We start from the raw sequence: 20,570 nt of genomic DNA, 5'->3' as shown, positions 1-20,570 counted from the left end.
TTGCTTCGTCAATCAAGCAATCAAAAAACATTTGTACAGACAAAAGGCATGGCGATCATGTCTTTTTTATTTTGGGCTTTTGGTTTACAATAGCTCGATGATAAGAATTTATTTTAATTGAGTAATTTATGAAAATTTATTTGGCAAGAAACCAAGTGCAGGCAGGACCGTATACACTCGAAGAGCTTAATACCATGTTAGCATCTGGTGAGGTACGGCTTGATGATTTGATTTGGCACTCACCAATGACCACTTGGCAACGCTTGGGCGACTTAACCCAAAATCAATCCTATTATCAGCCCAATAGTACGCTACCACCTAAACCAGCAACTTTGGCTGAGATTCAGCACAAAACCAAAACAAGAGGATTTGGTGATAATGTAGATTTTCACTCTGATCGCACCCAATCTACCGATAAACCTAAGCGTATCAGTGTAGATGAGCTGTATGGTAAAAAACCCGTTCAGCCGTCTGATGATACAAATGATCAGTCGTCCAGTCGAACATCTGATGTGGCGATTAGTCAGAATACGCAGGCAGTTTTGGCAACCATTGGTTCAAGATTTATGGCGGTGATGATTAACTTTGTGCTATTTATGTTGGCACTGATGCCTTTTTTACAGCAGTTTATGGCACTAAACCCTGATCCAGTTCTACTAAATACAGGCGATTTTGAGACACGCATGGCTTATGCCCAAGAATTGGCAACGCAGATACCTGCACAAACGATGACACTATCAAGCATTTTGATTGCTGCCTATTTAATCATTCAGCTTATCTTAATTATAGTCCGAGCACAGTCATTTGGTAAACTGGTCGCAGGCATTCGTACTGTAGATACAAAAACTTTAGAAAAACCAAATTTTTTCAAGCGATTTGTCTTGCGTGTTGTCGTGCTATTTTTTATCTATCAGTTGGCAAGTGCTCTGCCAATCGCCATTAATATGGCGCTGATTTTATTGATGATTAATTATATCATGGCAGCACGCAGCCCAATTAAACAAGGTTGGCATGACAAATTGGCAGGTACTATTGTTGTGAAGGCATCTGAGGTAAAATTTAAGAAAAAATCAGATAAGTGAGAAAATCATGACGCCAGAACAACAAGCCATTCTTGAGCGAGTACAGCTGCCCAATGACTGGAAGCAGGCGCTTGCACCTGCCTTGATTAGCGAAAATATGGATAAATTGCGTGATTTTTTAAAGATGCAATATCATCAACAAAAAAATATTTATCCCCCAAAAAATCAAATATTTAACGCATTTCATTTAACGCCATTATCTCAAGTTAAAGTGGTCATTTTAGGCCAAGACCCCTATCATGGCATAGGTCAGGCCATGGGGTTGTCTTTTTCGGTACCTAAACTTATCCCAAAACCGCCCAGCCTTCAAAATATCTTAAAAGAGCTATCAAATGATTTGGGCGTGCCCATCAGTCGTCATGGCGATCTTAGCTTTTGGGCTAAGCAAGGCGTATTACTGCTGAATGCCACCTTGACCGTTGAAGCAGGTCTTGCTGGCAGTCATCAAAAACAAGGTTGGGAGGAGTTCACTGATGCCGTCATTGAAGCCATTAATAATTATACCGACCAGACGGTTTTTATATTATGGGGCAGCTATGCAAAACATAAAGGTCGATTTATTGATACATCAAAACACTTGGTGCTAACCGCAAGCCATCCTTCACCTTTGGCGGCAAATCGTGGGGGATTTTTTGGCACTCGACCATTTTCACGCACAAACGAGTATTTGCAACGCCATGGCAAAACACCGATCAATTGGGCTTTGCCTCAATAGTTGCCAAATATGATAGTGCCATTTCATTACATTAATAATTCTAATATCAGTTATGATCAGTATCACTTTTGGTCGATGCGTGATGTTGAGATGATGAATCGTGCTTTGGAGATTGCCAAACAAGGTGCTAAGTTTGGTGAAATTCCTGTCGGTGCAGTGGTTGTATACGAGGGTAGGATCTTAGGTGAAGGCTATAATTGCCCAATCACTACCCAAGATCCGACAGCACACGCTGAAATTGTGGCAGTACGGCGGGCGTGTGAGACGCTAAATAACTATCGCCTACCAAAAGGCTGTATACTTTATGTAACGCTAGAGCCTTGCACGATGTGCTTTGGTGCGCTGATTCATGCTCGCATAAGCCGTGTTGTGTTTGGTGCATTTGAACCGAAAGCTGGCGTTGTTGTAAGTCAGCTAAAATTACCAGAACAGGTGTTTTATAACCATCACTTAAGTGTTTATGGCGGACTTTTGGCAGATAAAAGTAGTGCCTTATTGAGTGGTTTTTTTAGGCAGCGACGCCAAGAAAAAAGAGCATTAAAAACCCAAGCCTAATAATTTAACATACCTTACCATATCTATGAAAAAACACAATTTTATGACTGATTTACAGATAAATTCAGATAAACCAATCATTATCACCATTGATGGCCCAAGCGGTGCGGGTAAAGGTACGCTGGCTTATCGGCTGGCAGAGCATTTTGGTTTTGAGCTATTAGATAGCGGTGCGTTGTATCGTATTGTTGGGCTGATGGCTTATCAAGCAGGATTACTTGATAACACCCCTGATGAGCTTGCCTTATCTGATTTGGTGCAGTCGCTTCATTTAAGTTTTTGCCCAAACGCTAAAACACGAACCATTGATATTTATGTTGATAAAAAGCCATTGCGTGATGATATCCGTAATGAAACTGTCGGCGGCTATGCTTCTATTGTTGCAGCATTTCCAAAAGTACGCTCAGCACTGCTTGACTTACAAAGAAATATCGCAGATAACAAGCTTGGCTTGGTGGCAGATGGGCGAGATATGGGTACGGTGATTTTTCCTCATGCCCATGCAAAAATTTATCTCACTGCAAGCGCTCAGGCTCGTGCCAAAAGGCGTGTTACTCAATTAACTCAAGCAGGAAAACAGGCAAATTTTGATGATATATTGGCGGATATCATCGCACGAGATGAGCGAGATGAAAATCGATCAGTTGCCCCAAGTCGTCCTGCCGATGATGCGTTATTGATTGATAGTTCAGATAAGTCAGCCGATTTGGTTTTTGAAGAAGCAATGCAGTTTATAGAACAAAAATTATCTGAATGATGATATGCTGACTAAAAATAACTTTATTAATTAAGACTTTGCCATTTAAGTTTGTCATTTAAGAGATAAAACATAAAAAATACTATCTATTGGGATTATAATCTGCTATAATTAACAGGTTTAATATATTTTTGTGTTGTCATTAAGTTTAAAACCAGCATTTCTTAATGACTATACATCACTTGAACCGTACTGTGCTGGACAGGCTACGGCTAATTTTTAAGGTAAATATAATGGTATCATTTGCTGAACTGTTTGAAGCAAGCCAATCAGAACAAGGTCTTAACATTGAGCGTGGCTCAGTGATTTCAGGAACGGTCGTTGCTATTGACAGCGATTGGATTACAGTTGATACAGGTCTTAAATCTGAAGGTATCGTTGCTCGTGAAGAGTTCTTAAACGAAGCTGGCGAGCTTGAAGTGGCAGTAGGCGACAGCATTGATGTTGTAGTTGAAGCTGTAGATAACGGCATGGGTCAAACTGTGCTTTCACGCGAAAAAGCGAAGCGTGAAGAAAGCTGGCGTGCGCTTGAACAACTACACGAAAATGATGAAATCGTTAAAGGCGTTATTTCATCTAAAGTTAAAGGCGGTTTCACTGTTGAGATTGGTTCAGTGCGTGCATTCCTTCCAGGGTCATTGGTAGATGTTCGCCCAGTTCGTGAAACGACACACCTAGAAGGCAAAGAGCTTGAATTTAAAGTCATTAAAATTGATAAACAACGCAACAATATCGTTGTATCACGCCGTGCTGTTATGGAAGCTGAAAATTCAGCAGAGCGTGATGAGCTACTAGCCAAGCTAGAAGAGGGCATGGAAGTAGAAGGTATCGTTAAGAACCTAACTGATTATGGTGCATTTGTTGATTTAGGCGGTATTGATGGTCTATTGCACATCACCGATATGGCGTGGAAGCGTATCAAGCACCCATCAGAAGCAGTGGAAGTCGGTCAAGACCTTAAAGTAAAAGTTCTTAAATTTGACCGTGAGCGTAACCGTGTTAGCTTGGGTCTAAAACAATTGGGTGCTGACCCATGGACTGAAGTTGAGCAAACTTATCCAGTGGGTACCATCACCAAAGCGCGTGTAACCAACCTAACTGATTATGGCTGCTTTGCTGAAATCGCTGAAGGTATTGAAGGTTTGGTGCATGTCTCTGAAATGGACCATACGAACAAAAATATTCACCCATCAAAAGTTGTTCAAGTGGGCGATGAGGTGAATGTGATGGTTCTTGAGATTGATGGTGAGCGTCGCCGTATTAGCCTTGGTATCAAACAAACCATGCCAAATCCATGGGCTGAGTTTGATAAAAACCATGAAAAAGGTCAAAAAATCAGCGGTACCATCAAATCAATCACTGACTTTGGTCTGTTTATTGGTCTAGAAGGTGGTATTGATGGTTTGGTACACCTATCTGATATTTCATGGACTGAGTCTGGTGAGGAAGCCATCCGCAATTACTCAAAAGGTGATACCGTTGAGGCGGTCGTATTGTCTGTTGATGCAGAAGCAAACCGTATCAGCCTAGGCATTAAGCAGCTAAACTCTGATCCATTTAATGAATACTTGCTATCAAATGATCGTGGTGCTATCGTTAAAGGTACAGTAAAAGAAGTGGATGCTAAAGGTGCGGTGATTACTTTGGCCGATGAAGTTGAAGGTTATTTGCGTGTTGCAGATATTGCTCGTGAGCGTACCGAAGATGCCTCTAAAGTCTTGAGCGTTGGCGATGAAGTAGAAGCTAAAATTGTCGGCGTTGACCGTAAATCTCGCAATATTAGCCTATCAATCAAGGCAAAAGATGAAGCTGATGAGCGTCAAGCCATTAAAGAGCTTTCTAATACAGCAGCTGAAACACAGCCAAAAACACTTGGCGATATTTTCGGTGAGCAGCTTAAAGGTTGATTGTCCTGAATATGATTAAGCCTATTAAAAAGAGCGGTGTTGGTCATCGCTCTTTTTATTGCAGTAAATTGATTCAATATCATTTTTAACGGTTTGAATGTATTTTGAATGTGTGACATTTTAACAAAAAAATTATTTTCTTTTTTTGTGTTTTAAGTTATTATTTCCAGCTTTTTTGATAAAAAGCTTGATTTGTGATTGAGGTAGGTCGTATGCAAGCGGTAATAAATAAATCTAATTTGATTGCAAATTTGGCATCAGTCTGTGAAGAGTTAGAAGAAGATGTTGTTGATGAAGCAGTACGCCTAATGATTGCGATGATGGTTAATGAGTTGGTGTATGATGGGCGTATTGAAGTTAGAGGTTTTGGTAGCTTTTGTTTACATCACCGTTCTGCACGCATTGCTCGTAACCCACGCACAGGCGAGAGTGTCTCTGTTAAGGCCAAAGCCACTCCTTACTTTAAGCCTGGTAAGGCACTGCGTGAATCGGTGAATTTGGTTAATGACTGACTAAACAAAGGGTTAATTATGCATATTATTTTAATCATCCTATTGGTGCTGGCATTTGCTTATTCTTTGGCACTTGTCGTTCTCAATAATCAAGCAATCGCTGTTAATTTATTATTTTCAAGTGTTGCAAATATGAGCTTGGGTTTAGTTTTAGTTGCAACAATTTTTTTAGGCATTTTGATTGGGATTTTGCTTGCACTGTTATTATTTCGTGTTTTTCAAAATAAGTGGGAAATCAGTCGTCTCAAAAAAGAAAAAGCATCCATTCAAGCCAAGCTTAGTGAAGCCAATCTTCAACTGGCACAACAAGCTGAAGAAATTCGCAGATTAGAACTTGAGCATCAGCCAAATAAACCAACCTTGGCTGATGCTACTTTACAACAAGTTACCAATGATGGCTATCATCATCCAAATTTATAACTCAACGCCCGATTAATGATGGCTGTTATTCTAAATTGCGAATGCCATTAAAATATGCTATGATTGCCGTCATAATTTAATAAAAAGCCACCATCTACGGCTTTTTATGATTGGTCACAAGGATATTTTATGGCAATTACCTCACCCATCATTGTAGCTGTTGATAAGCATAATTTAAACGATGCACTATCCTTGGCGGACAGCTTAGACCCAGCACTGTGTCGCCTAAAAGTGGGTAAAGAGTTATTTACTGTATGTGGTATCCAAATCATTAAGGCATTTCATGAGCGTGGCTTTGAGGTCTTTTTAGATTTAAAATTCCACGATATCCCAAATACCACAGCACAAGCAGTACTTTCGGCAGCTGATATGGGTGTATGGATGACCAATATTCATGCCATGGTTGGCACTGATACGATGCGTTTGTGCAAGAGCCGCTTACAAGATGGGGGCTATGATACATTATTGATTGCGGTCACTGTGCTAACTTCTATGACGCAAGCTAATTTATCCGAGCTTGGTATTCAGCGTTCGGTGAGTGAGCAGGTACGCCATTTGGCAGGATTGACTCATGATTCAGGATTAGACGGCGTTGTTTGCTCAGCTCAAGAAGCACAGCTTCTGAAACAAAAATTTGGCAAACAGTTTAGACTAATTACGCCCGGCATTCGCTTGGTCGAGGATGCTAAAGATGATCAAGCTCGCATTTGCACACCAGCTCAAGCACTACAAAATGGCTCGGATTATTTGGTCATAGGGCGTTCAATTACAAATGCATCCAATCCTAATGATAAGCTTCATACAATCTTAGCTGGTATTTGATTTTACTAACATGATTAAGCCCTGTTACCAAACAGGGCTTAATTTATGGTAATGAATAAGTCTTTTTATTGATAGCGTGTTGGATCGGCAATCTTAGCATCCATAAATCCTTGTCTACGCAGATGGCAGCTGTCGCAGTGACCACACGCACGGCCCAACGCATCGGCTTGATAGCATGAAACGGTCATTGAGTAGTCCACACCCAATGAGATACCAAGCGTTAAGGTATCGGCTTTTGATAAATTTTGTAATGGTGCAATAATGGATAGGTGGTTGCCTTGCCTACCTGAAACGGTAGCAAGGTTTGCCATAGTTTCAAAGGCAGCGATATAGTCAGGGCGACAGTCAGGATATCCTGAATAATCTACCGAACTTACGCCAATGATGATGGCGGATGCTTGCGTCACTTCAGCAACTGCCAACGCATAAGATAAAAAGATGGTGTTGCGTGCAGGTACATAAGTAATCGGTGCGACCTGATCAGCATCGCTGTAGGTGACAGACTCATCGTGATTTGGCACCGATAGATTCATATCGGTCAATGCCGAGCCACCAAGTTTTGCGATATCAATATCAATGACATGATGTCTAACACTAAGCTTTTTGGCGATATTTTGAGCGGCATGAAGTTCACTTGAATGGCGTTGGCCATAGCAAAAGCTGACCGCAGTGACAGTTTTAAATTGTGATTTTGCCCAGTACAGGCAGGTGGTCGAATCCAAACCGCCTGAAAATAATACAACGGCATTTTGGTTATTATTCATATGACATTTCATTGGATAAAGTTTCAAGAAAGATACTCCAAATTATGACATATTTCAACTATTTTTTAGGTAAATTCCTTTCATTAATACAAACACTGCCAAAGCATGATAAAATAAGTAGCCATAATCGATATAAATTTGCTGTACCGAGGAATGAATGGAAGTTGAGATTATCAAAATTATTCTAGCCTTTATCGTGCTGATTAACCCATCGGCAGCTTTGGCAATGTTCGTTAATTTTACGCATGGATACAGTTATGAGGATAAACGCCGTGTTGCACGGATTGCCAGTGCAACAGTGTTTATTGCGATTGCATTTTTTTCATTATTTGGTGAGATCATGTTGCGTGGTTTGGGCATCTCGTTGGGGTCGTTTCGAGTTGCAGGCGGTATCTTGCTATTTTTGATTGCACTTGGCATGATGAATGATGGTAATAATCCTGTCAAACCCAATGAAGATGAGCTGGAATTATCCCAGCCCAAGGCAAAAGATCCAAGCTCTTTGACTGGCATTGCCGTGGTGCCTCTGGCGATACCAATGATGGTTGGGCCTGGCGGTATTTCCACTGTCATTATCTACTCATCTCAAGTAAGTGGTATTGTGGGAATGTCGCTCATCATTGTTGCAGGTTTATGCATCAGTATTTTATGCTATTTGTCTTTAATGGCAGCAGGGCGGATTAGTAAATTGCTTGGCGATACTGGCTTAAATATCATCAATCGTATTATGGGGATTATTTTAGCAGCTGTGGCGATAGAAATCGTTGTGGCAGGTCTAAGAACCATTTTTCCAAATTTATTATAATCAGCCCAAATAATTAAAACCAAAAATATCTTTAATCTTCTTCTTGGATGGGCGTGTTTAGCCGATCACGGTTTGGCGATAGTTTCGCCAATAGCTTAGATGACACGGGCAAAATGCCCCCATCCATCAGATCAGCCAATATTTCGGCACAAAAAGGGGCAAAGCTAAAGCCTTTAGATCCCATGCCGTACAGACAAAAAATATGGTCACTATCGGAAATTTTGCCGACCAAAGGGTGATAATCTGGCGTTTGGGCACGAATCCCAACACGACCTTCAAAATGAGTATCTTTAGAGATATTTAAAGACTGGCAATAGTTGGGCAAAGCTTGGCTAAATTTTTGAAAGTTACTAAGATGCTCATCATCGCTTAGCTTTGTTTCTGTATTATTGCGAATAAAGCTTGCGCCAAATAGTAAGGATTTTGATTGGCTCTTAGAGTCAAAAAACTCGGTGCTATAACCGTCGTATTTGATGGCGTTGGTCGCTTGAGTTGGCTTTTTTGGATCATCGCCGTTGGTAAGAGCAAGCCAAGTAACTTGACCACGAATTTTTCGGCAATTAAACAGCCGATTATCAATGAGATGGCTGGCAAATCCTGCAGCGATCACGACTTGATCAAAGCTGAAATTTTGATGACTTTGCCCATCAAAAGCTGTCAATACCACCCTATTTTCTTGCTCTTGAAGGCGTACGACCTTAAAAGGGTGATGTATAAAATGCTTTTTTAGTAACTTGGCAATGTTAATCGGGTATAAAATACCGCCCATGGGAATGTGTGCAACGATATTTGTTTGTCGCAGATCTTGGCCAAGTGCAGAACTGTCTTTTTGTGGATAGTGGATACTGATTAACGACTTTGGATATTCATCAATCAGTGCTTGTCTTTTTTTGGCAGTTTTTTGACTGGGTAATAAAAAATCAAGAACGCCAATCTGATCAAATATTTGTGAGTACAAATTCATTGCTTTATAATGGCGATATGAATACAAAAAACTGACCGTAGGCAGGTGATTGGTGGCATGATCCAGCAAGGTTAGTTTGGGTGAAAATAATGCACACGGATTACCTGACGCACCTGCCATAATATCATCAGGCTCAAACAAATGCACCACATGCCCACGATAGCTTAAGGCAGCGGCGGTGCTTACGCCGCTGATACCGCCGCCGATAATTGCGATCTTTTTGGGCTTAAAACCTATCTGATAATGGTTTAAGGTAGGCTGATTTGGCATTGGTGCTGTGCATAGCATTTGTCTTTTTCGCCCAAAGCCTGCTGACTTAACCATGTCAAACCCTGCATCAATCAAGCCACGGCGTACAAATCCTGCTGCAGTAAAGGTTGCAACTGTCGTCTTGCGATGTGAAAGCTGTGCCATCGCCTTAAATAATGCATCACTCCACATATCTGGATTCTTGGCAGGGGTAAAACCATCCAAGAACCAAGCATCAATGCGTATGCTATGCTCATGTTGATTATTGGCAATTTCATTAAGGGTATCTAAAGCCTCACCAAACCATAAATCCAAAGTAATCTTTTCGCTCAGATGCAGTCGATGGCATCCTGCCAAAGGCAGTGGATAAACCTGAATCAACGCATCTACCCAATCGCCAAAACTGTCGTCAGTACGCCATGCAGATAATGCTTGTGCAAAATCATCATGACCAAGCGGATATTTTTCGGTACTAATAAAGTGTAATCGAGTAGATTTTGGGGCTATTTTTTGCCAAAGCTGGCAAACTGCCAAAAAGTTTAATCCTGTACCAAATCCAGTTTCGGCAATCACAAAACGCTCGTTTTTGGTTAACTGACCAAATCGTTCGGTTAACCGATTACCATGAATAAACACATGGTAAGTCTCGCTTAAACCGCCAGCTTGTGAAAAATAGATATCATCAAAATGCCGTGATGTGGGGATAAGACAACCATTGTGATCTTCTTTCCATACGATATCAGCGGTTTTTAGCGTGTCTGTCATGAGTTGCCTCATACTACTTAGGAAGAACTTGGATAAAAGGCCTAACATCGACATGATGATACACGCCTGCGATGATATAAGGATCTGCTTCTGCCCAAGCTTTGGCGGCATGAATATCCTCAAATTCAGCCACCACCACGCTACCACTCATGGCAGGCTCTCCATGTGCGATCGGCGTGGGACCAGCAAGAATGAGCCGATTGTGTGCCATCAGCGTATTTAAGCGTTCAAGATGTGCAGGTCTGGCTTTGGTACGTTGATCTAGGCTGTCAGCGACATCGTGACCAATAATGACAAATAACGGCATGTTTTCTCCTTGGACGAATCAGTGATTAAATATGGGGATACGGCGTTCATTTAGCGCCACTTTCCAAGCATCATCGTGTATCTGCTCACCAACAAGCATCGCTATAATGCCAAATTGATGGCTAGCTAATCGTTCTACTTTACGCACTATGCCACGATCAGGTACGGTATCGGTATTGATAATTAAATAAATTTGTGCCGATAAGTGCAAAGCGTCTGCAAGTAGCATCTTTATTTGTGCGTGTGTATCAATCACGCCAAAATCTTTTATGGCATTGATTGGAATTGGATGATGATAATAAGGCTTTTCAAGTGCAGCAATAACTAATCGATCGCTTAATACAATAGGTGCAATCGTTGTAGGCTTAGGCGACTGATAGTCATCTGCATTAATGATGGTTTGACGATAAAAATTCATCAAATTGGCATAATAGGGTGCTTTGGTATCAATACGAAACTGTTGGCGTGCTTTGATACGACTATATAAATATGCTGCCAAACGAGGCAAAATCGCATAGATGATAACGCTTGTCATCGCCAATATGGCAAATTGTGCAGGTGTCTGACTTGACGCACTGGGCAACACAATCCCCAACTGACTGGGAATATAGCCGATGATCGTTATCAAACGATCAAAATGATGATCGGTCAGCAGTGTCGATTCCCAGTGAAAACTGTAGCTTTTGAATAAAAATAAGCCCAGCATACCCAAAATGCTACCCATTAAGCCAAATAGCCAAGCGCCGTGTAAGATACTGGCAATCTGCCATCGCTTGATGGGTTTGATTGTATCATTTAAGACGCTAAAACAAACTTTTTGGATGTTTTTATCACAAGCACTTAGCTTCTCAATCAGCTTATTTTTAAGGGCGATATGTTCCACGACGCTGCTAAGCATCGATGGGCGGTGCGAAAATGCAAGTGATATCAGCCACCAAACCAAAGAAAGCGTATGCCAACCTAATAACGCTACCATCAAATAAAAAAAGTTAATCGCTTGAGTGCCAAGCAGACTTGCAACGCCAATGAGAGCGAAGATAAAATAAAGCAGATAAATCAGTCTGATGACACTTAAGATACCATGCTGTGTGTCTGATAATATCTGCATAATGCGTGCATCGCTGTCAATTTTTTGAGCTCGGATAAATAGCTTATCAAATGCTGTGCCATTTTCCAACTTAACAGCCTCGGTGATGATTTTTGGATCTTGGGTAAAAATATAATTTTGAGCTTCAAGCCGTCTGATTACTTCTAAATGCTGATGTGCTTTTTTAGTCTTGGTTGTCATGTTGCACTCTCATGAGCGTCAGGGCTGTAGTTCACTAAGCTTAGCATTTAGCTTGTCAAGCTTATTTTGTAGGTCTGCATCAGCTTTGAGTGTTAATTGTTTATTAAGTTTTTTAATTTGGGTACGCAGCTTGGCCGCAGCAATTGCATTTTTGGCATGGATTTCATCAATTTCAGTATTTTGGCGTTGGTTAAGTACATTCACCATGGCAGATTCAATGGTACTCACAACCGGCTTTGTGCCTTGTTCGATGGTCATGGCAACTCGGTCAAGATGCTGATGATAACGGCGACGCAGATGATTTTGTTCTGTGATTCTGTCAGCATCACTTAATTGACGCAAGTGCGGTATGACATCAATACAATCTACAGGGCAGGGGGCTAAGCATAGCTCACAGCCAGTACACAGATCGGTAATGATGCTGTGCATATGTTTGGCGGTACCGACGATGGCATCAACAGGGCAGGCGGGTATGCACTTGGTGCAACCAATACAGTCCGCTTCTTGGATGATGGCCCGTACTTCTTTGGGTCGGTTGGTTAGTGGATCGATTTGCCATTGGCTTGGGGTAGCAGGCTTGGTAGGCTTGTTTAGTATATTTGCAATGGTATCGGTTACGGATTGACCGCCTGGTACACATAAATTAATTGCTTCACCGTGCATGACAATGCCATAAGCATAAGGCAGGCAGCCATCATGATGACCGCATAAGCCGCATTGAGTTTGCGGTAAAGCAGCATCAATAGCGGCAATGCTCTGACGATCAGCATTGCTTAAGCTTTGTAAGTTTAATGGCTGAAATAAGATGGGTAAATTGTCTAAGCGTTCTGTCGTGTATGTAATCATGATATCTTATTAGTTAGGCAGTGACCACCGCTTGAATCAGTGAGCATGCGATGGTACCTTGATTTGGAATGGGTGGCAGCTGATCAATATCAAAAAATTGGGCATCGACAAGTTCATTACGCTGAATGTTGATTTGACCTTCTTTATAATTGGCGATAAAGCCAACCATCAGATTACTTGGATGGGGCCAAGGCTGACTATCAAAATATCGAATATCATCAATCAATAGTCCCACTTCTTCATATACTTCACGATGAACTGCCATGGACAGCGTTTCACCAACTTCAACAAAGCCTGCAATCAAGCCATAAATGCCACTTTTATGGTGGTGATGACGCGCCAAAAGAATTTGTTGTTTATGGGTTTTGGGATGAATGCGAGTGATGGCAACAATAATACAAGGCTGTACCCTAGGGTAGGCATGATGACGACATTTTGGGCAAATTTTAGCATGTTCTCCTTGGGGGTGGTGTGTCGTCTTAGCACCACAGCGACTACAAAACTGATGGTCATTGTGCCAACCAATCAGCATGATTGCACGAGCCATCAAGTTTAGCATCTTATTATCCATCACAGTCAAAAATTCACGAAAACTGACTATTTTTAGATTTCTGACTGTTTTGGTGTCATAGCCGTCACCATAAGCAAAAATCAACCCAAGCTTGATGGCATCATTGATATCCATGGCATGACTAATCGGCAACTGATTTGGTGAACACAAAAGTAAAGACTGCTTATTATGCGTTTCGGCAAAACCCAAATGAATGGCTTTGGTTGGTACATTGGACAACTTAAGCACAAATGGCAAACCATCGCTTGTACATAAAATACCATCGCCTTGTACGATCCAAATGTTCGCTGTCATGATAACACCTTGGCACGCCATAGAGCATCAGCCTCAATGTCAGACTCAGAAAGTGCCAGTGAGTCTGCATATTGAGATAAATCGTAAAATGCAGATCCTGTACTACGAGTATTGCTGCCACCAGTGTTATCATCGTCAATTGCCATTGCGATTTGACCGCCTGTCATCGCCAAATACACCTCAGCTAAGATCTCCGAGTCAAGCAACGCCCCATGAAAGGTACGATCTTTTTGACCGACGCCAAGCCGTTTTACTAGAGCATCCAAGCTGTTTTTTTGACCAGGGTACATTTGTTTGGCGAGTGCTAGTGTATCGGTAACTTTAACACTGTTTGCAAAATTACTTAAACCTGCACGGTTAAATTCCATGTTTAAAAATTTCATATCAAAGGCGGCATTGTGCGCAATGACCTCACTGCCTGCCATAAACTCATAAATCTGCTGAGCAACTTCAGCAAATTTGGGCTTATCTGCGACAAACGCATTACTGATGCCATGAACTTGTATGACTGCATCATCCATGTGTTTTTCAGGATTGATGTACACATGTAAAATATTGCCTGTGAATTTACGCCCAACCAATTCAACAATTCCGACCTCAACGATACGATCACCACCAGCTTCATTAAAACCTGTGGTTTCAGTATCCATGATCAGCTGTCTTTCGGGTGCGTCTCGATTGTCAGGCTTGGGTAAAATTGGCCAAAAATCAGTATTGGTACGACTGGTATCACCATCATAATCAGGGTTTTGGATGGTGTTGTAAGCATAGGGGTGTTTTGGTTTGGGTGTATTTATCATAAAATTTTCGTCATTGTGAACGATGGGATTGGGGAGGGTCTCATCTCCAAAACCATCAACGCCTTTATTGGCCAGTTGGTCTGCCATCTCATTGCCAGCATGACCAGCATGGCCTTTGATCCATTGCCAATCAATGATGCGATTTTGGGTCAGCTGATCCAATCGTTGCCATAGGTCTTGATTTAAGACAGGCTTGCCATCTGCTTTTTTCCAACCACGCAACTTCCAACCGCCAATCCACTGAGTTATGCCATCTTTAACATAGCCTGAATCTGTCCAAAGTTGCAGAGGAATCTGTGCAGGCGTTGCCTCCAAAGCTGTGATGGCAGCCATCAATTCCATGCGATTATTGGTCGTATCAGGCTCACCGCCCCACAGATGCCGCTCATCGCCATTGAAATAATGCAAATACACGCCCCAACCGCCTGCAGATACGCCTTGTTTTCCATTGCCTTTACAGGCGCCGTCGGTATAAGCGATATTAAGTTGGCTCATGGTGTTTGCTCGTATGATTGATAGTAATTAGACTATTATAAATCATTGAAGGATTTTGTGCGAATTTTTTGGTCTATGCAGAGACTTTGAGTGTGATATAATGCTTTATTTGCCGAAAATTAGATTGTTTATGATTCATCATGACACACCAAGCCATCGTTTTGACCGTTTATTTGACGCCAAATTTTTACATGCACCAAAAACTGTCCAAGACCAAGACAGACAAAACATTTTTCAATCACTGACCGCAAACACACCACTTTTTTTGGAAATTGGTGCAGGTAAGGGCAAGCATGCCATGCAATTTGCTGGCTTAAATGCAGACAAGTATTTGATCGCCATTGAAAGAACTCGTGAAAAATTTAACGCATTTCAAAAACAAGCCGCTCTTGGTGAATTGAATAATTTAACCTTCGTTCATGCTGATGCCATTACCTTTTGTGTACATTTTATTGCACCCAATTCGCTTGACGGCGTATTTATTTTGTATCCAAATCCTGAACCGCATAATAAAAATCAGCGCTGGCTTAATATGCCATTTTTTGAATTTTTATTATCTCGTCTAAAAGCTGGGGGATTTGTCAGGATTGCCAGTAATATTGAGTCTTATATTGATGAGGCGTGCCAGCTGTTGGACGAAGTTTGGCGACTGCCTTATACCAAGTATGCCATTGATTCAACATCAGCACGCACGCACTTTGAGATCAAATATTTGGCTCGTGGCGAGCTTTGTCAAGAAATTATTCTCACCAAACCTGCCTGCTATCAGACCAGATTTGATGATACGCCTGTAAAAGAGTAGGCTGTATGAAACCAAAAATTGCTGTGATTGGTGCGGGTGCTGCTGGACTTATGGCGGCTGAAGTGTTGTCTTTATACCCTGTATCGGTAGATGTCTATGAACACAAACCAACTGCCGCACGCAAAATACTGATGGCAGGCAAGACTGGTTTAAATATCTCGCACAGTGAGCCTTTTGAGACTTTTGTGGATCGTTACACGCCAAATGATTGGCTGACCGGGTATTTACAGTCATTTCATGCCGATCATATCGTTGCGTGGATGGCATCTTTGGGTATCGAAAGCTACATTGGTTCATCTGGCAGGATTTTTCCAGTAGAAATGAAAGCCTCAAAACTGGTTCGTGCTTGGCTATCTCGGCTAAATGGTCGGGGCGTTCGGTTTTATTATCGCCATCGCTGTACTCAGATATCAGGCAGGGTATTAAGCTTTGATAAACTTGATGCTAAGGCGGAGCTTATTGACTCTTTTTGTGCTAACTATGATGCGGTTATCTTAGCGTGTGGCGGTGGGTCATACCGAGCACTTGGCAGTGATGGTGCTTGGCAGCAGTGGTTTGATAAAGATTTATTAACACCTTTATATGCCAGTAATGTCGGCGTGCTGGTTGATTGGTCGTCTTTTATGGTGCCGTTATTTGGTCAGCCATTAAAGCGTATTCAAATCAGTGTAGGGAAAAAGTCGTATCAAGGGGATGTCATCATCAGCCATTATGGACTAGAAAGCGGACTGATTTATCGTCTCAATCGGGCAATGCGTTGCTGTCAAAAAGAAAATGGCTTTCATTTATCGGTCGATCTGATGCCTGATAAATCTGTTGATACCATTCATCATATTTTAAGCCAAACTAAAAGAAAATCGCTGAATACCTTACTCAAAAAAGCTGGTCTAGATGCTGTTAAAATCTCTATCTTAAGGGAGTGTACGCCTAAGGCAGATTGGTCGGATACCGCCAAAATGGCAGTGCATATCAAAAACTTAACCATTCAAGCGACAGGTTTTCGACCAATAGATGAAGCGATCAGTACTGGCGGCGGCATCAAACGCATTGCTCTAGGCAATGATCTACAGCTTATCAAAGAGTCGGGTGTATTTTGTGCTGGCGAGATGCTTGATTGGGACGCACCAACAGGCGGCTATTTATTAACCGCTTGTATGGCAACAGGGCGTGCGGCAGCTTATTGCGCTTTACAGTTTTTAAATATTGACCAGTAAAAAAGTGATTAAAACAAAATCATCAAGCCAAATTGTGCTGGTATTTTATTCATTTATTTTAATATTGATTAATGAGTTAATTAATAAATTTTTTAACCAGTGCGTCACTGTCGGTGCGTGCATTCAGTGCCACCAATAAGGCATAAGCACCAATAAATTTACGACTGATGAACATCATTTCTTTGGGTGGTAGGCTAAATTCACGCGACTGCATACCATTTTTGGCGGCATTCATTACTCTGGCATATAAATCGCTACCTGACCAAATATATAAGCCTTGCTCATCTAAATGTGAAGAATGACCGCCATGGCGTGTCTTAAGTGCCTGCGCATGAGCAAAAGGCTCGCAAGCCATCAAAAATACTTCTGCTATATCAGATTTGGGTTTACCGTTTAACTGATCAAAAAAAGCATAGCCTGTCATGGCTGCCATCATCTGTTGTTTGTCTTGATGATAGCCTGCACTAATCAGCCCATACGCGATACTCAAAAGATGATCGTCAAATTGCTTGATTGCCCCAAAATCTAATAAGATAAGCTTATCAATGCCATCTTCATAGCGCACCAAATAATTGCCAAAGTTTGGATCGGTCTGCATCTCACCCCATTCAAATAACTCACGCATGAAAATTTCGATGGCGGCTTGTCCAAGTGCATTTTTACGGTCTTGGGGTAGGGTGGTGATGATTGGATCATTTAACGAAATACCCGCTTCAAAGCTCATGCAAATCAATCGGTTAGTACTATAATTATCATAAATTGTCGGCACAACATAACGCTCATCATCTGCCAAATAATGAGCAAAACGCTTGGTGGTTTCTGCCTCAAGCCGATAATCCACTTCACGGTGCAAAAGCTCACCGATCTCCTCAAACCAAGCATCCAATGCTTTGGTCTGTGGTACTGCATTGGTAATTTTTAATAAATGCTTAAAGATAGATAAATCAGAATCAATTGAATCGGCAACCCCTGGATATTGTACTTTAAGTACAACATCTTGACCGCTGTATTTATGTACAGCTTTATGAACCTGTGCTAAGCTTGCCGTACCTATGGGTGTGCGGTCGATATCAAAGTCAGCGATTTGCTCACCAAGTTCTGCTTTAAGTGTCGCATAAATGACATGCCAAGACAGCGGCGTCGTTTGAGCATCCAGTGTATGCAAGGCATTTAAGACTGCCTTGGGTAGAAAATGCTCGCCATATAGTGCAAGCATTTGACCGACTTTGACGACCGAACCCTTTAATTTACCAAGCTCACCGACCAAATAATCCGCTTGTTCTTGCATTAAAGTATGCTTGGCAATCTCTCGCTCTTCTTTGGTCATCAAAAGACCGTTCATGCTGGACTTTGCCCAATTTTTACCGATATTTAAAGAAGTTTTTGCAATCGATAGACGGCGTGAAAAAGGCGAAGTTTTGAGTTTATTCAGTGGTTGGCTCATTGTTGTGATGCAATAAATAATATGGTTATCAATGGTTGCATTATAGCAAATTTCTATTCATTTAACATCTGTCAAACCTAAAAGATATTTGACAAAAACAAAAAAGATGGTTAAACCATCTTTTTTGTTGATTAAATCAGCGTTTGATGGCACGCCAGCCGATATCACGGCGATATTGCATGCCATCAAAATAAATACGCTCAATGGCAGCCAAGGCATCTTTTTGGGCGGTTTGAATATCATCTGCCAGTGCTGTGACGCATAAAACCCGCCCACCATCAGTCACGATGGCATCACCTGATTGTTTGGTGCCAGCATGGAAGATTTTTAAGCGGTCTGTTTGGGTATCAAGTCCTGTAATGATATCGCCTTTGATGCTGGATTCAGGATAGCCACGACTTGCCAAAACCACACCCAAAGCCACTTGATCCAACCACTGAGCTTCGTTTGGTAAATTCCCCAAAAGACCTGCTTGGATTAGGCGAGTCAAAGAGCTTTTAAGACGCATCATAATCGGCTGAGTCTCTGGATCACCAAATCGGCAATTAAACTCAATCACATAAGGGTCGTTATGCTCGTCGATCATCAGCCCTGCATACAAAAATCCTGTATAAGGCGTGCCATTGGCCTTCATCACCTCAACAACAGGGCGAATTACCCGCTCAATCACTTTATCATGCACCATCTGCGTGACGACAGGTGCTGGTGAGTATGCACCCATACCACCTGTATTAGCACCAGTATCACCCTCAAAAATACGCTTATGGTCTTGGCTGGTTGCCATCGGTAGGATATTTTCGCCATCAATCATGCAAATAAATGATGCTTCTTCACCCGATAAAAATTGCTCAATGACCACACGGCTGCCTGCATCACCAAATTTATTGCCATCAAGCATATCATCAATTGCATCAAAAGCTGTCGCTTCATCCATGGCGACGATCACGCCTTTACCTGCTGCCAAGCCATCTGCCTTGATGACGATAGGTGTACCTTTTTCACGCACATAACGCTTGGCGGCTTCAATTTCTGTAAAGACTTGGTAATACGCTGTGGGAATGCCATATTTTTGCATAAATTCTTTGGCGAATGCTTTTGAGCCTTCAAGCTGAGCACAGTATTTTGTTGGGCCCCAAACAGCAATGCCTGCTTGACGCAAATCATCTACCACACCAGCAACCAGCGGTGCTTCAGGTCCAACAACGACAAATTGGATGTCATGTGTTTGGCAAAATGCAATCAGTGCGTTATGATCGGTAATATCCAAATCAACATTTTGTAATTTTGGCTCAATAGCAGTACCGGCATTACCACGCGCAACATAGACAATCTTAACTGCATCATCTTTTGCACAAGCCCATGCCAATGCATGCTCACGGCCCCCTGTGCCGAGTACCAAAATTTTCATCATTCCCCCAAGTATTTGTTTAACATTGGTGCTTATTGTAACAAAAATTTGGAAGATCGCCAATGAAGTTCTAAAAAAATCGTCAGTTATTTTGGCGTGTGATCTTTAGACAATATGAATAGTGTAAGATTCTGTATCGAGCTTGGCGACGAGCGTATCGCCACTGACAAGTCTGCCAACACCTTTGGGCGTGCCTGTATAAATAATGTCACCTTGACGCAAGCCGAATTTTTCATGCAAAAAATTCAATTGATAAGTTATATCAAATAAAAGCTTATCTGTGCTATCGTCTTGGCGGATATCGCCATTGACCATCAGTGATAATTGATGTGTTGTTGGTATGCCTTTGGTTAAGACAGATAGCCAAGCAGCATGGCGAAAGCCTTTGGCAGTTGTCCACGGCATTCCTTTGGTTTTTAGGGCATTTTGGATATCTCGTGCTGTCAAATCAAGCCCAATCCCATATCCTGCAATACAGCTTAGATCAGGAATTTGGTCATCTGCCACATCTTGATCGATATAAACAACCAGCTCAACTTCATGATAGATATCTTCTGAATAGCCTGGTAATCTTAGGGTGTTATCGGTGGTCAGTGCTGTGGTTGGCTTTAAAAATACCAAAGGTTCGCCTGTTGGTGTATTGCCAAGCTCGCTGATATGCTCAGCATAGCTACGACCAATGCAATAAATATTATTGACAGGGGCGGTGCTGCCATCTTTAAATGTGATGTGCTTCATAAAAATCCTCAAAGCGTATGTCAGCAGTTTTACGAAATGATGTTGCC

Annotated in this window: 21 protein-coding genes; 11 read left to right on the top strand and 10 right to left on the bottom strand. The window is 41.7% G+C overall.

The window, feature by feature from the left end; genetic code table 11:
• Positions 1-128 precede the first annotated feature (128 nt).
• The 8 genes from A4U55_RS07950 (at position 129) to pyrF (ending at position 6,770) form a co-directional block, all read left to right on the top strand.
• The gene (locus A4U55_RS07950) at positions 129-1,082 is read left to right on the top strand and encodes an RDD family protein (protein ID WP_003659696.1); all 954 of its coding nucleotides are present in this window, start codon (positions 129-131) and stop codon (positions 1,080-1,082) included.
• A 7-nt stretch (positions 1,083-1,089) separates the two neighbouring features.
• Positions 1,090-1,797 (top strand): uracil-DNA glycosylase, encoded by a 708-nt coding sequence (gene ung, locus A4U55_RS07945; protein ID WP_003659698.1) that lies wholly within the window; start codon positions 1,090-1,092, stop codon positions 1,795-1,797.
• 9 nt (positions 1,798-1,806) lie between these two features.
• Complete coding sequence (gene tadA / locus A4U55_RS07940) at positions 1,807-2,352, top strand: tRNA adenosine(34) deaminase TadA (RefSeq protein ID WP_003658294.1); 546 nt, start codon at positions 1,807-1,809, stop codon at positions 2,350-2,352.
• 43 nt (positions 2,353-2,395) lie between these two features.
• Positions 2,396-3,109, top strand: coding sequence for a (d)CMP kinase (gene cmk, locus A4U55_RS07935; protein ID WP_063454256.1), 714 nt, complete (start codon positions 2,396-2,398; stop codon positions 3,107-3,109).
• Between the two features lie 230 nt (positions 3,110-3,339).
• Positions 3,340-5,016, top strand: coding sequence for a 30S ribosomal protein S1 (rpsA, locus tag A4U55_RS07930; protein ID WP_162839434.1), 1,677 nt, complete (start codon positions 3,340-3,342; stop codon positions 5,014-5,016).
• Positions 5,017-5,228: 212 nt separating this feature from the next.
• Complete coding sequence (locus A4U55_RS07925; protein WP_003658286.1) at positions 5,229-5,528, top strand: HU family DNA-binding protein; 300 nt, start codon at positions 5,229-5,231, stop codon at positions 5,526-5,528.
• An 18-nt stretch (positions 5,529-5,546) separates the two neighbouring features.
• Entirely contained in the window at positions 5,547-5,948 is a 402-nt protein-coding gene (locus A4U55_RS07920; RefSeq protein ID WP_003659703.1) for a lipopolysaccharide assembly protein LapA domain-containing protein, read from the top strand.
• 129 nt (positions 5,949-6,077) lie between these two features.
• Entirely contained in the window at positions 6,078-6,770 is a 693-nt protein-coding gene (gene pyrF / locus A4U55_RS07915; RefSeq protein ID WP_003659705.1) for an orotidine-5'-phosphate decarboxylase, read from the top strand.
• A 65-nt stretch (positions 6,771-6,835) separates the two neighbouring features.
• On the opposite strand, the gene queC is transcribed toward pyrF, so the two are convergent.
• Entirely contained in the window at positions 6,836-7,534 is a 699-nt protein-coding gene (gene queC, locus A4U55_RS07910; protein ID WP_003666257.1) for a 7-cyano-7-deazaguanine synthase QueC, read from the bottom strand.
• Positions 7,535-7,691: 157 nt separating this feature from the next.
• On the opposite strand from queC, the gene A4U55_RS07905 reads away from it, so the two are divergent.
• Positions 7,692-8,339: a MarC family protein gene (locus A4U55_RS07905; RefSeq protein ID WP_003658280.1), complete on the top strand. Its 648-nt coding sequence runs from the start codon at positions 7,692-7,694 to the stop codon at positions 8,337-8,339.
• Between the two features lie 31 nt (positions 8,340-8,370).
• On the opposite strand, the gene mnmD is transcribed toward A4U55_RS07905, so the two are convergent.
• From mnmD to dnaQ, 6 genes are read right to left on the bottom strand one after another with little or no spacing between them, the layout of a single operon-like run.
• Positions 8,371-10,317 carry a tRNA (5-methylaminomethyl-2-thiouridine)(34)-methyltransferase MnmD gene (gene mnmD / locus A4U55_RS07900; protein WP_063454221.1) on the bottom strand — a complete coding sequence of 649 codons (1,947 nt, stop codon included), beginning with the start codon at positions 10,315-10,317 and terminating at the stop codon, positions 8,371-8,373.
• Positions 10,318-10,330: 13 nt separating this feature from the next.
• A complete protein-coding gene (locus A4U55_RS07895; RefSeq protein ID WP_042510321.1) occupies positions 10,331-10,624 on the bottom strand; it encodes a YciI family protein in 294 nt (97 codons plus the stop codon).
• 18 nt (positions 10,625-10,642) lie between these two features.
• Positions 10,643-11,911 (bottom strand): DUF2868 domain-containing protein, encoded by a 1,269-nt coding sequence (locus A4U55_RS07890; protein WP_003659711.1) that lies wholly within the window; start codon positions 11,909-11,911, stop codon positions 10,643-10,645.
• Between the two features lie 18 nt (positions 11,912-11,929).
• Positions 11,930-12,757 carry an RnfABCDGE type electron transport complex subunit B gene (locus A4U55_RS07885; protein ID WP_003659712.1) on the bottom strand — a complete coding sequence of 276 codons (828 nt, stop codon included), beginning with the start codon at positions 12,755-12,757 and terminating at the stop codon, positions 11,930-11,932.
• 13 nt (positions 12,758-12,770) lie between these two features.
• A complete protein-coding gene (gene nudC / locus A4U55_RS07880) occupies positions 12,771-13,622 on the bottom strand; it encodes an NAD(+) diphosphatase (RefSeq protein ID WP_003658270.1) in 852 nt (283 codons plus the stop codon).
• Positions 13,619-14,917, bottom strand: a complete 1,299-nt coding sequence (gene dnaQ / locus A4U55_RS07875; protein ID WP_003658268.1) for a DNA polymerase III subunit epsilon — start codon at positions 14,915-14,917, stop codon at positions 13,619-13,621. The genes nudC and dnaQ overlap by 4 nt, the downstream gene beginning before the upstream one ends.
• A gap of 130 nt (positions 14,918-15,047) precedes the next feature.
• Here dnaQ and trmB point away from each other — a divergent pair, with 130 nt between their 5' ends.
• Positions 15,048-15,719: a tRNA (guanine(46)-N(7))-methyltransferase TrmB gene (trmB, locus tag A4U55_RS07870; protein WP_003673822.1), complete on the top strand. Its 672-nt coding sequence runs from the start codon at positions 15,048-15,050 to the stop codon at positions 15,717-15,719.
• 5 nt (positions 15,720-15,724) lie between these two features.
• Complete coding sequence (locus tag A4U55_RS07865; RefSeq protein ID WP_063454220.1) at positions 15,725-16,933, top strand: TIGR03862 family flavoprotein; 1,209 nt, start codon at positions 15,725-15,727, stop codon at positions 16,931-16,933.
• A 76-nt stretch (positions 16,934-17,009) separates the two neighbouring features.
• Here A4U55_RS07865 and A4U55_RS07860 read toward each other — a convergent pair whose 3' ends face one another.
• The 3 genes from A4U55_RS07860 to A4U55_RS07850 all read right to left on the bottom strand — a co-directional run bounded on the left by A4U55_RS07860 (position 17,010) and on the right by A4U55_RS07850 (position 20,523).
• Positions 17,010-18,377 carry an ABC1 kinase family protein gene (locus tag A4U55_RS07860; protein ID WP_003669717.1) on the bottom strand — a complete coding sequence of 456 codons (1,368 nt, stop codon included), beginning with the start codon at positions 18,375-18,377 and terminating at the stop codon, positions 17,010-17,012.
• 136 nt (positions 18,378-18,513) lie between these two features.
• The gene (gene purD / locus A4U55_RS07855; protein WP_003673103.1) at positions 18,514-19,785 is read right to left on the bottom strand and encodes a phosphoribosylamine--glycine ligase; all 1,272 of its coding nucleotides are present in this window, start codon (positions 19,783-19,785) and stop codon (positions 18,514-18,516) included.
• 105 nt (positions 19,786-19,890) lie between these two features.
• A complete protein-coding gene (locus tag A4U55_RS07850) occupies positions 19,891-20,523 on the bottom strand; it encodes a fumarylacetoacetate hydrolase family protein (RefSeq protein ID WP_063454219.1) in 633 nt (210 codons plus the stop codon).
• Positions 20,524-20,570: the final 47 nt, after the last annotated feature.

The organism is Moraxella catarrhalis (genome assembly GCF_001632285.1).
In the GTDB taxonomy this organism is placed as follows: domain Bacteria; phylum Pseudomonadota; class Gammaproteobacteria; order Pseudomonadales; family Moraxellaceae; genus Moraxella; species Moraxella catarrhalis.
This window is presented reverse-complemented; position numbering and strand designations above follow the sequence as displayed.

Coding starts and splice junctions, on each gene's coding strand:
- purD (WP_003673103.1), bottom strand. CDS start 19,785: ATGAAAATTTTGGTACTCGGCACAGGGGGCCGTGAGCATGCATTGGCA.
- nudC (WP_003658270.1), bottom strand. CDS start 13,622: ATGACAGCGAACATTTGGATCGTACAAGGCGATGGTATTTTATGTACA.
- A4U55_RS07850 (WP_063454219.1), bottom strand. CDS start 20,523: ATGAAGCACATCACATTTAAAGATGGCAGCACCGCCCCTGTCAATAAT.
- A4U55_RS07925 (WP_003658286.1), top strand. CDS start 5,229: ATGCAAGCGGTAATAAATAAATCTAATTTGATTGCAAATTTGGCATCA.
- A4U55_RS07950 (WP_003659696.1), top strand. CDS start 129: ATGAAAATTTATTTGGCAAGAAACCAAGTGCAGGCAGGACCGTATACA.
- A4U55_RS07905 (WP_003658280.1), top strand. CDS start 7,692: ATGGAAGTTGAGATTATCAAAATTATTCTAGCCTTTATCGTGCTGATT.
- cmk (WP_063454256.1), top strand. CDS start 2,396: ATGACTGATTTACAGATAAATTCAGATAAACCAATCATTATCACCATT.
- dnaQ (WP_003658268.1), bottom strand. CDS start 14,917: ATGAGCCAACTTAATATCGCTTATACCGACGGCGCCTGTAAAGGCAAT.
- ung (WP_003659698.1), top strand. CDS start 1,090: ATGACGCCAGAACAACAAGCCATTCTTGAGCGAGTACAGCTGCCCAAT.
- A4U55_RS07865 (WP_063454220.1), top strand. CDS start 15,725: ATGAAACCAAAAATTGCTGTGATTGGTGCGGGTGCTGCTGGACTTATG.
- pyrF (WP_003659705.1), top strand. CDS start 6,078: ATGGCAATTACCTCACCCATCATTGTAGCTGTTGATAAGCATAATTTA.
- tadA (WP_003658294.1), top strand. CDS start 1,807: ATGATAGTGCCATTTCATTACATTAATAATTCTAATATCAGTTATGAT.
- queC (WP_003666257.1), bottom strand. CDS start 7,534: ATGAATAATAACCAAAATGCCGTTGTATTATTTTCAGGCGGTTTGGAT.
- A4U55_RS07860 (WP_003669717.1), bottom strand. CDS start 18,377: ATGAGCCAACCACTGAATAAACTCAAAACTTCGCCTTTTTCACGCCGT.
- mnmD (WP_063454221.1), bottom strand. CDS start 10,317: ATGACAGACACGCTAAAAACCGCTGATATCGTATGGAAAGAAGATCAC.
- A4U55_RS07895 (WP_042510321.1), bottom strand. CDS start 10,624: ATGCCGTTATTTGTCATTATTGGTCACGATGTCGCTGACAGCCTAGAT.
- A4U55_RS07920 (WP_003659703.1), top strand. CDS start 5,547: ATGCATATTATTTTAATCATCCTATTGGTGCTGGCATTTGCTTATTCT.
- A4U55_RS07890 (WP_003659711.1), bottom strand. CDS start 11,911: ATGACAACCAAGACTAAAAAAGCACATCAGCATTTAGAAGTAATCAGA.
- trmB (WP_003673822.1), top strand. CDS start 15,048: ATGATTCATCATGACACACCAAGCCATCGTTTTGACCGTTTATTTGAC.
- A4U55_RS07885 (WP_003659712.1), bottom strand. CDS start 12,757: ATGATTACATACACGACAGAACGCTTAGACAATTTACCCATCTTATTT.